Source organism: Rhodococcus sp. FG69 (assembly GCF_057808915.1).
In genome coordinates, this window is the sequence record NZ_JBMDIX010000024.1 from 78,621 (window position 1) to 89,666 (window position 11,046).

Sequence of the window (11,046 nt, forward strand, 5' to 3'; positions counted from 1 at the left end):
GTCCGCAGACTGTTCGAGTGAGGCAGGAACGATGACCGTGTTGCTGGGGGTGTCCATGGGCGCCCACGCCGTACGTATGGCGCTGCCGCGCAACGGAACGGCCGTCGCATCCCTCATGTCGTCCGCTCGCGTGCTCGAGGCTCCCCAACAGCTGTTCTTTCGGAATCAGGTCATCGACACCGTCGACGACGACGTGGAGTATCTCGCGGCCGAGTCGATCAGTGCGGTCGCGGCCGAGACCGAACGGCAGATGGCGACCGGCGTTGCGTATCGAGACGCGCATCAAGCCGACACCCTGCACAGAGCGCTCGAACATCAGCATCTGCAGAACTACCGCCTCGTCAACGAGGTCGAAGCGGTCGTCGAATACCTGATCGCGAGCGGCGAAGCCGCCGGATACTCGACGGTCGCGTTGTACGACCTCGGTAGTTCCGGTCTCAACGTCAGCGTCGTCGACCTCGCTGCTCGCCGGGTAATCGTCACCCGTCGCAGCACCGAGTTCAGTGGGGACCAGTTCGACGCGATTCTGCGCGACAATCAGCTCGACCGTCTGGGCAAGCCGAGCGATGCGCCCGACATCGACCTGTTCACCCGTCGCTGCCGGGTGGCCAAGGAACGGCTGTCCGGAAACGATGCGGTGTGTCTGCCGGACGAGAGCGGAATGATCCTCCTGTCTCGTGACAGCTACGAGACGTTGATCGCCGACGAGGTCGATCGGTCGATCGAGTTCGCGCGCGATGTGCTGATCGGTGCCCACGTCCCCATCGACGCGGTCGTCCTGGTCGGCGGCGGCTCGCGAATTCCATTGGTCCGCAAGCGCGTCGGAGCGTCGCTCGACCTGCCCGCGCTGACCCCCAACGAGCCCGAGTCCGTCGCGGCCCGCGGTGCCGCGCTGTCGGCCAGACCGGCCGAGGGCAGAGTGGCTGACCGCGCGGGCCCGGCGGTTGCAGCCACGGTCGGTAACGGAACCAGTGATCGGTCGGCTCTGGTATCGCCGAGGCCGACGGACGCGACGCCGACCATCTCCATCTCGCGTGACAGTCTCCCGACTGCGCTGCCGCCGCTCGTGAGCGCATCTGCTGCGGCGGTCGGCTCATCGGAACGCACTGCCTCGCTTCCTCCCGTGCCTCCTCCTTCGACTCCGCCTCGTTCGACGCCCCCTCTTTCGGAGCCCCAGACCGAATCGCCAGAGCAGCCCGCCTCTGCCTCCCATTTCGCTCTGCAGAACGTGTACTGGTTGGACGCGGACTACGAGGACGACGACGGTGAGACCATCGCCGAGCACACGCGTCGTCGGGTGCGTGCCTGGTCGATCGTCGGAGTTGCCGCAGCGGCGATCATCGCGGTGTCCGGCTTTCTGTTGTTGCGGCCGAGCGGCACACCGACCGTCGTCGACACCGCAGTGACCGATGCTCCTGCACCGAGCGTGGCCGCCACGACGCCACCGGCATCGGCGGTTCCGAGTGCGCCGGTGGTGCCGGTCGCTCCGCCGGCCCCCGAGACGACAGCGGCTGTGGTGCCGGTCGAACCCGAGCCGACGGTGGATTCACCGACCACCGCGGAGCAGACCACCCAGGAAGCGCCCGCGCCGACTCAGCAAGCGCCGGCGCCTGCTCCTGAGCCGCCTCCGTTGATCCCCGGTCTGCCCGACTTCACGTTGCCGACGATCCCGCCACTGTTCCCGCCTGCGCCTTGAGCTCCGGAACGCGACGCGCTGTTTCGAGGGCGAACGTGCTCGAAGATCAGAATCGTCTCTGTCGCGGAGACCGCAGGATGTGCGCTCAAATTGTCGACGACGAAATTTCGTAGCGCTGCAGTGTCCACCGTCGCGATCTGAACGAGGAAGTCGTCGGCGCCGGCGATGAAGTAGATGTTCTGCACTTCCTCGAGCGCGGCGATCTGTGTGCCGAACTCGCTGATTCGTTTCCGGGCGTCGGCTTGGAGTCGCACGGAGATCATGGCCTGGATGCCTTGCCCGAGCGCCTCGGGGTCGATTTCTGCATGAAAGCCGCGAATGACACCTCGTTCGACAAGTGATCGGACGCGTCCCAGCGCGGTCGACGGTGCTATCCCAGCCGCGGCGGCGAGCGCGTTGTTGGGAATTCGGGCGTCCCGGCGAAGTTCGTCGATCAAGATGTGGTCGATGTGGTCGAGCTGGACGTGCCGAACATCATTCGACGGGCGGGTGCTGTTGCGTCCCGGAGATGAACTATTGACCGTCATCGACCGAGCTTACAGAATTTTATTCACATCTGTTGTCGGTTTTCTGCATTTAATTCATAGTTGTGACAATCCCTCGAACAGGCAATTCCGCCGAACCGCATAGGAGTCACATCATGAAGATCGGAATTCCCCGCGAGATCAAGAACCACGAATACCGGGTGGCCATCACACCGGCAGGCGTGCACGAATTGGTCTCGCGTGGACACGAAGTCATCATCGAAACCGAAGCGGGTTCGGGATCGTCGTTCTCCGATACCGACTACAAAGCAGCGGGTGCGCAGATCATCACTTTCGCCGACGAGGTCTGGGAGGCCGCGGATCTGTTGCTGAAGGTCAAGGAACCGATCGCCGAGGAGTACTCCCGACTCCGCACAGGCCAGGTTCTGTTCACCTACCTGCACCTCGCTGCGTCGAAGCCGTGCACCGATGCACTGTTGGCGTCGGGTACCACCTCGATCGCCTACGAGACCGTCACCGGACGCGACGGGTCGCTGCCGCTGCTGGCGCCGATGAGCGAGGTCGCCGGGCGGCTCGCCCCGCAGGCCGGGGCGTACCACATGATGGCAAGCGGGGGCGGCCGCGGAGTTCTCATGGGCGGCGTCCCCGGAGTGCGGCCGGCGAATGTCGTCGTCATCGGCGCAGGCGTCTCGGGACGCAATGCCGTCGCGATCGCCCACGGCATGCACGCCGATGTCACCGTGCTCGATCTCAATGTCGCTGCGTTGCGGTCCATCGACGATCAATACCGGGGCAGCGTCAAGACCGTCGTCTCCAACGCGTTGGAGCTGGAACAGGCCGTGCTGGCTGCCGACATGGTCATCGGTGCAGTGCTGGTGCCCGGCGCCAAGGCGCCGAAGTTGATCTCCAACAGCCTCGTTCAGCGGATGAAGCCGGGTTCGGTGCTCGTCGACATCGCCATCGATCAGGGTGGATGCTTCGAGGATTCGGTCCCGACGACGCACGCCGACCCGACCTACCGCGTCCACGAGTCCGTCTTCTACTGTGTCGCCAACATGCCCGGCGCGGTTCCGCGTACGTCGACGTACGCGTTGACGAATGCGACGCTGCCGTATGTGGTCGCGCTTGCGGACCAGGGCTGGGAAGCGGCATGCGAAGCCGATCCCGGCCTGAAGAACGGCCTCAGTACCCATGCGGGCGTGTTGCTCTCGGAGTCGGTCGCGGCTGCGTTCGCCTGAGAAGCGGGTTACCGAGAATGCCGGCCCGACTTCTTCGGGGCCGGCATTGCCGGGGCGGTTCCTGGTCCGACGCCACCGGGGCGCGCGAGCAGTGCGGCGATTCCCGTCGTCAACGGGACCGACAGGGCCAACGCGATCCCGCCGACGGACGAGCGCACGATTTCGATCGCCACGGCGTCACCGGTGAGGACGTCCTGGATCGATCGTCCTGCGACGCTGAAGAGCAACAACAGTGGAAGTGCGCCGCCCGCATAGGCAAGGACAAGGGTGTAGACGGTGCTGGCGATATGGTCCCGGCCGACCCTCATCGCCGACGAGAATATCTGCCGTCGGGTCGCCGTTGCGTCGGCCGACGCGATCTCGAACGCGGCCGACGCCTGGGTGATGGTGACGTCGTTGAGGACGCCGAGTGAACCGATGATGAAGCCTGCCAGCAGCAGGCCCGTGATGCTCACCTGCTGTATGTAGGCCTGCACGTTGGTGTTCTGTTCCTCGGACAGTCCGGTCAGATGCGTCATACGGATTGCCACGTAGGACAGCACGGCGGCCAGCGCCATCGATGTGAGAGTGCCGAGGAGGGCAGAACTCGTGCGCAGATTGATCCCGTGCGCCAGATAGAGCACCCCGTACAGAATGATCGAACCGGCGACGAGAGCCACCGGTATCGCGGGTTGTCCGTCGAGTAGCGCGGGCAGCATGAATCCGACGAGTACGCCGAACGCGATGATCAGCCCGAGCAGTGCTCGGAAACCGCGCCATCTGGCCACGATGCAGATCACGAGTGCGAAGACTCCGACGATGATGGCGAGCGGGAGTCCTCGGGCGAAGTCGTTGAACGAGTACTGCGTGGTGCCTTCCGCGTCGGTCTGGCGAACCAGGCGAACACTTTCCCCCGTGCGAATGTCGGGTTGTCCTGGCCCGGGCACAATCTCGATCAGGGTTCGGGTTCCGGCGTTCGGCCCGGAGTCGATCGTCACGATGCTGCGCTGGCACTCGTAGCCGCCACCGACAGGCGGCGTCGGGCTACCGGTGAACACTCGGCCCGCCGATCCGCTGCCGCATGCACCGATGTCCTGGGAGACCACGGTTCCGGCTTCTGTCTCGACGGATCCGCCTCCGGAGGTCTGAAACGGAAGTGGGACCTCGATGCTCTGCTGGCTCGGCCACAGCGCGACAGCGCCTGCGATCACGGCAATTCCGATGGCGACGAGCAGTCCGATGACGATCCGCGCTGCAACGGGCCCGAGTGGCGCTGGTGCGTTGCTGTGTCCGTGTCCATGACCGTGTGACTCCACGGTGCAAGGCTAGTGGCTAGCGATTTCGGCAGGGACGCGTGTGGAGCTCGGTGGCGGGGAGCAGGGGGGGCGTCCCCCGCCACCTTCCTGATCGCCCCGGGGGGGTGGGGTACGACCAGTGCTCGGGCACACAAGGTGCCATGGCCAATCTACAGACGATCTGGCGAAAGTGGTGCGTCGGCGCGATGTTTTTTAGATCACTTTTCAACCACTTTCCCTACTTGCCGGTCAGTTCACCGTATGAACCGGCCGGGCACGTGAGGAAATTTCTACTGCGAGTACGACGACAGGAAGTTCCCGAATCGTTCGATGGCTACCGCGAGATCCCGTGCCCACGGCAGCGTCACGATGCGCAGATGGTCGTGTCCGGGCCAGTTGAAGCCGGTGCCTTGGACCACGAGAATCTTCTCCTGCAGCAGCAGATCCTGGACGAGCTTCTCGTCGTCGTAGATCTCGTGTACTTCCGGATCGAGGCGAGGGAACGCGTACAGCGCACCACGCGGCTTCACGCAGGACACGCCGGGGATCGCGTTCAGCTTCTCCCACGCGACATCGCGCTGTTCGAGCAGTCGGCCGCCGGGCAGGATCAGATCCTCGATGCTCTGGTGGCCGCCGAGTGCCACCTGGATTGCGTGCTGCGCGGGGACGTTGGGGCACAGTCGCGTCGAGGCAAGCAGGTCGATGCCTTCGAGGAAGCCAGCCGCATGTTCTTTCGGGCCGGTGATGGCGAGCCAACCGGAGCGGTAGCCCGCCACGCGATAGGCCTTGGACAGGCCGTTGTACGTCAGGCACAGAAGATCGGGAGCGAGGCTGGCCAACGACGTGTGTTCGGCGTCGTCGTACAGGATCCGGTCGTAGATTTCGTCGGCCAGCAGAAGAAGCTGATACTTACGAGCCAGGTCGACGATGCCCTGCAGCACTTCCCTCGAATACACCGCGCCAGTCGGGTTGTTGGGATTGATCACCAGCAACGCGACGGTCTTCGGCGTGATCTTCGATTCGATGTCGGCGAGATCGGGGTTCCATCCGTTCTCCTCGTCGCACATGTAGTGCACGGCCTTGCCGCCCGACAGCGTCGTCATCGCCGTCCACAACGGGTAGTCCGGTGCCGGAATTAGTACCTCGTCACCGTCGTCGAGAAGCGCCTGCATCGTCATCGTGATGAGCTCGGAGACACCATTGCCCAGGTAGATGTCGTCGACGTCGAGCTCGGGAAATCCAGGTTCCAGCTCGTACCGGGTGACGATGGCGCGTCGAGCGGACAGGATGCCCTTGGACTCGGAGTAGCCCTGCGCGTACGGCAGCGCGGCGATCATGTCCCGGACGATCACATCGGGTGCCTCGAAGCCGAACGGGGCCGGATTGCCGATGTTCAGCTTGAGGATTCGGTGGCCCTCCGCTTCCAGCCGCGCGGCGTGGGCGTGCACCGGCCCACGGATTTCGTACAGCACGTTCTGCAGCTTGGTCGACTGCTGCAGGGGGCGGTGTTGACGCGTCTGGTGGATCGTCTGCGGATGGCTCACCCTCCCATCGTGCCAGGTGCGACCTCTGAACCGCGAGGCATATTCCGCCTGGTGCTACTTGTCGGTAGTGGGTGCAACAATCGTGGGCATGTGCGGACGGTATGCGAGTACGCAAAGCGACAGCGATCTACGTGCGGTGTTCGACATCGCAGAGACGGTCGGCGACGAGATTCCACCTGCCTACAACGTGGCGCCGACGCAGACGGTGAGGACGGTCCTCGAACGAGCGCCGAAAGACGAACCCGAGGCCGACGCCGTGCGCCAACTTCGGTCGGTGCGGTGGGGACTGATCCCGTCCTGGGCGAAGGACCCGAAGATCGGCAGTCGAATGATCAACGCACGCTCGGAGACCATCACCGAGAAGCCGTCGTTCAAGAAGGCGGCGGCACGAAGGCGGTGCATCGTTCCGGCAGACGGATACTACGAGTGGGAGAAGCGGGACGGCCAGAAGGTTCCGTACTTTCTGCACTCCGACGGTGTTCTCGCAATGGCGGGGTTGTACGAACTGTGGCGTGACCCGTCGAAGTCCGAGGACGACCCAGATCGATGGGTGTGGTCCGTGACGGTGTTGACGTCTCCGGCCGCCGATGCGCTCGGGCACATTCACGATCGGTCCCCAGTGGTCCTGCCGAAGGACCTGCGATCCGATTGGCTGAATCCGTCGATCACCTCACTCGAGTCCGTCCAGGAGATGCTTGCGGCGATTCCCGAGCCACGGCTGGTGCCGTACGAGGTCAGTACGGCAGTCAACAGCGTGAGAAACGATGGGCCCGAGCTGCTGACGCCCGTCGGCTAGTGAAGCCGGCGCATGCAGATCGCGTGCATCTGTCCCCGTGTCTGCTCGTCCAGTGATGCTCCGGCCTGCCCGTCGAGCAGTGCGCGCAGTCTCTCGAAGTAGGACCGAGCGGACAGACCGAATTCGACGTAGATGTCCTCATCGCTTCCGCCGCCGTACCGCCACCAAGCCTGACCGAACGCAAGGATGGCCTGATCGAGGTTGTTCGGTACCGTGTCGCGCATTCCTACCCCCAGATGATGTTCTCTCCCTCAATCTTCAGCCACATACTCTCTCCTGCCGGTGAACGTTGCGTTACGACCTTTACGCTGATCGCATGACTCGTGCAGCGTTGCCTTTCGGATCCTGGCCGTCACCGATCTCCGCTGCGGACCTGTCTGCGAGCGGGCACCCGGTGGAGGGCGGCCGGTACGTACGGGACCAGATCTGGTGGGCGGAGATGCGGCCGAGCGAGAACGGGCGGACAACTATCTGTCGACAGGCCGGGGACGCGGTCGAGGTGCTGCTGCCCGAGCCGTTCAACGCCCGGACCCGCGTTCACGAGTACGGAGGCGGCGCGTGGACGGTCACCGAGGACGCACGAATCGTTTTCGCGGAGTTCTCCGATCAGCGTGTGTACGTCACGAGAGCAGGTGAGAAACCGGTCCCATTGACCCCGGCGCCCGAGGTGGCGTCGTCGGTCAGATACGGGGAGCTGTCGATCGTCGGCGATGAGGTTCTCGCTGTTCGGGAGAGACACGACGGCGCCGACGTCACCCGCGACATCTGCATGATCGCTCTCGACGGCTCAGGCGTGCGCTCACTGGTATCGGGATCCGATTTCCTGGCGTATCCGCGGCTGTCTCCCGACGGTTCGACGCTGGCGTGGATCGCCTGGAACCACCCGCAGATGCCATGGGATGGAACGGAACTCCGCGTCGCCGACCTCGCGACCGGTGAGTGGAAGACCGTACTGGGAAGCTCCGAGAAATCGATCCTGCAACCGGAATGGATCGACGAGAACTCGCTGTACGTCATCAGCGATCGCACCGGTTGGTGGAGCATCTACCGCACCGACACCGGGGGTTCTTCGAGTCCGCTGTACGAGTGCGAGGCCGACTTCGGTGCGCCGTTGTGGCAGCTCGGCGCTCGGTGGTACTCGGTGTTGGACGACGGAAAACTTCTGACAGTGCGCACATTCGGCGTCGATACGCTTGCCGTGTTGGATCCGGAGACAGGTTCGCTGGACGACATCGACCTCGGCGGGTTGACGTCCGTGTCACTGGGTGGGCGAAACCGAGACTCGGTGCTGCTCAAGGCGGGTGGAGCGCAGAGTCCCAGTGGCCTTCGGTTGCTCGACCTCTCGACGGGGGAACACAGCCTGGTGCGCTCCGGCCTCGAGACCGTTCCCGACGCCGACTACCTGCCGCTCGGTGAGCCGATGACCTTCCAGGGCGCGGAGCGTGAGGTGCATGCCATCGCATACGCCCCCCGCAGTCCCGAATACCAAGGGATGGAAGGCGAATTGCCGCCGTACGTGGCATTCGTCCACGGCGGTCCGACAGCGCACGTCGCACCCGCGCTCAATCCGGTGTTCGCGTACTTCACCAGCCGCGGCATCGGCGTCGTCGACGTCAACTACGGCGGATCGAGTGGCTACGGTCGCGAGTACCGAAACAGGCTTCGCGGTCAGTGGGGGATCGTCGACGTCGAGGACACCATCGCCGCGGTACAGGGGTTGGCCGACGCCGGGTTGGCGGACCCGACCCGTCTGGCGATCGAAGGCGGATCCGCCGGTGGCTGGACCGTTCTGGCTGCGTTGACGTCCTCGGATGTATTTGCTTGCGGAGCATCCTATTACGGTGTTGCTGAGCTGGAGCTGTTCGTCGCCGAGACGCACGACTTCGAGTCCCGCTACATCGACGGGTTGATCGGACCGCTTCCGGAGGCCATCGATCTGTATCGCACTCGGGCGCCGGTCAACAACGTCGACGGACTCTCGTGCCCGGTGTTGCTGCTGCAGGGGCTGTCCGATCCGATCGTTCCACCCTCTCAAGCCGAACGATTCCGTGATGCGATGGTGAAGAAGGGTATTCCGCACGCCTACTTGGCCTACGAGGGTGAGTCGCACGGCTTCCGGAAGCTCGAGACGCAGGTGAACGCACGCGAATCCGAACTGTCGTTCTACGGTCAGGTGCTCGGCTTCACACCGCCGGGAATCCCCGAGCTGCAGCTGTGGCGGCCTGAGTAGTTTTGGGGAGCTGGGGGAGCTTGGACCCTTTTTGCGAAGCTTGGACCTCTGCTCGGACGTGAGCGGAGGTCCACGCTATGCAAAAACGGTGCTAGCTCAGCTGATCGATCCTGTCGGCGGAGGTGATTGCGCTGCACGGATGGCCGCGGCTCGGATCAGACGTTCGATTCGATCGGGATTGTCGAGGTCCGCCCAGGTCAGCCGAACCACCTGCCTTCCGGTCGCGCGGATGCGATCCTCGCGCACCTTCTCCTTCCAGACCACGTCCGACGGTGTTTCTCCCTCGGGAATCAGACGCCCGTACTTGATGCGTCCATCGAACTCCACCACCGTGTGGATGCCGTCCAGATAGAAGTCGATGCGCGCGAATACTCCGTCTGCATCCGCGAGTCGAACCTGCAATCGCGGCGTGTAGCCCAACTCGTGTAGAACGACGCGGCAGCGGGACTCTCCGACGCTTTCCGATTTCCCGTCCATGAACTCCGCGACTCGACGAGCCTTGCGGTTCGACGGGTGTGTTGGGCACGAATCGAGCACTGCGGCAACCTGTTCGGGAGTGACGTTCCTGAGGCGAGCCGCCAGATCTGCCACGCAGACCGCATTCTCGAACGACAAGGATCGTGCGACGTCGGCGATGGTGCGCGCCAGAGTTGTGACGGGAATGCCGTCGATGCAGGTGACGTCGGATTTGGAGTACGGCGCCGCATGCACGACGCGCAGTGAGTTGCTTCGTGCGCCACCGCTTCTGTTGCGAGTGATGTGTACCCGACCTAGATCCGCGACGGACACATCGAGACCATGAAACGCTGCGGCGCTGACGTGGCTGAGGATCGCATCCCCAGCGGTCGACGCGTCCATCACGGCCTCTGCAATCACCCGGTGCTTGTCCAGGGGAGACAGGGAATCGAACTCGCTTCTGCTGACGTACCTTCCGGGGCGCAGCCGACGCCACGTCCTCGTGCGGCAGAAACGCTGCAGTTCGGAGTCGGTTACCCCACGTGTGAGTGCGTCGGATCGGGAGACGATGTGTGCCATGAGCGAATAGTGGCGACCGGTGAGCGGCTGGACAAGACCCGATCCTCGACATGTGGATAGAGCCTGCGGCTGTGGATAACTCCGGGTTGTGCGCAGAATTCGGGGTGCTCGGCGGAATCGGTGTGGTATCGGATCCGGGTTCGTGAAGCTAGCACCCTTTCTAACGACCAAGCACCCCTGCTCTGACGTGAACAGGGGTGCTTGGTTCGCAAAAACGGTGCTAGCTCACTTCTTTCGGCCCGGAACCTTGGTGCCCGGACGGAATCCGAGACCGCCAGGCTTCGCTGGAGGCGGCGTTGGCTCGTCACCGGTCGGCGCTGAACCGTTGTCGGAGCTGTCCGAGTCCGCAGACGGTGTCTCAGCTGGTGCCTCGGTCGGAGTCTCCTGAGCGGCCGGTGGTTCGACCGCTGGAGCTGGTGTCTCGGCCGGAGTCTCCTCGGTTGCTGGAGCCTTGGCCGCTGGAGCCTCGGACTGTGCAGCCTCCGGAGCGGCAGGCTTGCCCGGAGTCCGCGCGCCCGGCTTCTTGAATCCGGACTTGACTGCCAGGCCCTTGGGCTTGACGGTCGGCTTCGACTCCTCGGCCGGCGCTTCGGATGCTGGCGCCTCCGAAGCCGAAGGAGCTGGCGCCTCCGAAGCTGGTGCCTCGGGTGCTGCAGTCTCGGCAGCCTTGGGAGCAGGGTTGCCCGGTGCTTTCGCGCCCGGCTTCTTGAATCCGGACTTGACTGCCAGGCCCTTGGGCTTGACGGTC

8 protein-coding genes and 2 pseudogenes are annotated in these 11,046 nt (G+C 64.2%); 4 read left to right on the forward strand and 6 right to left on the reverse strand.

The annotated features are described in order from the left end of the window. The first annotated feature begins 31 nt into the window (after positions 1–31). A complete protein-coding gene (locus tag ACODSO_RS18835; RefSeq protein WP_489038295.1) occupies positions 32–1,696 on the forward strand; it encodes a DUF7159 family protein in 1,665 nt (554 codons plus the stop codon). Between the two features lie 14 nt (positions 1,697–1,710). Here ACODSO_RS18835 and ACODSO_RS18840 read toward each other — a convergent pair. Next, a pseudogene (locus ACODSO_RS18840) lies at positions 1,711–2,223 on the reverse strand (Lrp/AsnC family transcriptional regulator); the annotation flags it as partial. A gap of 113 nt (positions 2,224–2,336) precedes the next feature. Here ACODSO_RS18840 and ald point away from each other — a divergent pair. Next, on the forward strand, positions 2,337–3,419 hold the full coding sequence (gene ald / locus ACODSO_RS18845) for an alanine dehydrogenase (protein ID WP_489038296.1): 1,083 nt from the start codon (positions 2,337–2,339) through the stop codon (positions 3,417–3,419). Between the two features lie 8 nt (positions 3,420–3,427). Here the strand turns inward: ald and ACODSO_RS18850 are convergent, their stop codons facing one another. Continuing rightward, entirely contained in the window at positions 3,428–4,714 is a 1,287-nt protein-coding gene (locus ACODSO_RS18850) for a YibE/F family protein (protein WP_489038297.1), read from the reverse strand. 269 nt (positions 4,715–4,983) lie between these two features. Then, positions 4,984–6,237, reverse strand: a complete 1,254-nt coding sequence (locus ACODSO_RS18855; RefSeq protein WP_489038298.1) for a pyridoxal phosphate-dependent aminotransferase — start codon at positions 6,235–6,237, stop codon at positions 4,984–4,986. Between the two features lie 88 nt (positions 6,238–6,325). On the opposite strand from ACODSO_RS18855, the gene ACODSO_RS18860 reads away from it, so the two are divergent. Further along, on the forward strand, positions 6,326–7,033 hold the full coding sequence (locus ACODSO_RS18860) for an SOS response-associated peptidase (protein WP_489038299.1): 708 nt from the start codon (positions 6,326–6,328) through the stop codon (positions 7,031–7,033). Here ACODSO_RS18860 and ACODSO_RS18865 read toward each other — a convergent pair. Further along, a complete protein-coding gene (locus ACODSO_RS18865) occupies positions 7,030–7,257 on the reverse strand; it encodes a DUF3263 domain-containing protein (protein ID WP_489038300.1) in 228 nt (75 codons plus the stop codon). The two genes, ACODSO_RS18860 and ACODSO_RS18865, sit on opposite strands and share 4 nt — an antisense overlap. 92 nt (positions 7,258–7,349) lie before the next feature. On the opposite strand from ACODSO_RS18865, the gene ACODSO_RS18870 reads away from it, so the two are divergent. Continuing rightward, entirely contained in the window at positions 7,350–9,263 is a 1,914-nt protein-coding gene (locus tag ACODSO_RS18870; protein WP_489038301.1) for a dipeptidyl-peptidase 5, read from the forward strand. 96 nt (positions 9,264–9,359) lie between these two features. Here ACODSO_RS18870 and ACODSO_RS18875 read toward each other — a convergent pair whose 3' ends face one another. Beyond that, entirely contained in the window at positions 9,360–10,298 is a 939-nt protein-coding gene (locus ACODSO_RS18875) for a hypothetical protein (protein ID WP_489038302.1), read from the reverse strand. A 225-nt stretch (positions 10,299–10,523) separates the two neighbouring features. After that, positions 10,524–11,046 (reverse strand): annotated as a pseudogene (locus ACODSO_RS18880) (Fe-S oxidoreductase); the annotation flags it as partial.

What these genes read in the sequence shown, in the direction of transcription:
- ACODSO_RS18835 (WP_489038295.1), top strand. Translation starts at nt 32, where the DNA reads ATGACCGTGTTGCTGGGGGTGTCCATGGGCGCCCACGCCGTACGTATG.
- ald (WP_489038296.1), top strand. Translation starts at nt 2,337, where the DNA reads ATGAAGATCGGAATTCCCCGCGAGATCAAGAACCACGAATACCGGGTG.
- ACODSO_RS18860 (WP_489038299.1), top strand. Translation starts at nt 6,326, where the DNA reads ATGTGCGGACGGTATGCGAGTACGCAAAGCGACAGCGATCTACGTGCG.
- ACODSO_RS18865 (WP_489038300.1), bottom strand. Translation starts at nt 7,257, where the DNA reads ATGCGCGACACGGTACCGAACAACCTCGATCAGGCCATCCTTGCGTTC.
- ACODSO_RS18870 (WP_489038301.1), top strand. Translation starts at nt 7,350, where the DNA reads ATGACTCGTGCAGCGTTGCCTTTCGGATCCTGGCCGTCACCGATCTCC.
- ACODSO_RS18875 (WP_489038302.1), bottom strand. Translation starts at nt 10,298, where the DNA reads ATGGCACACATCGTCTCCCGATCCGACGCACTCACACGTGGGGTAACC.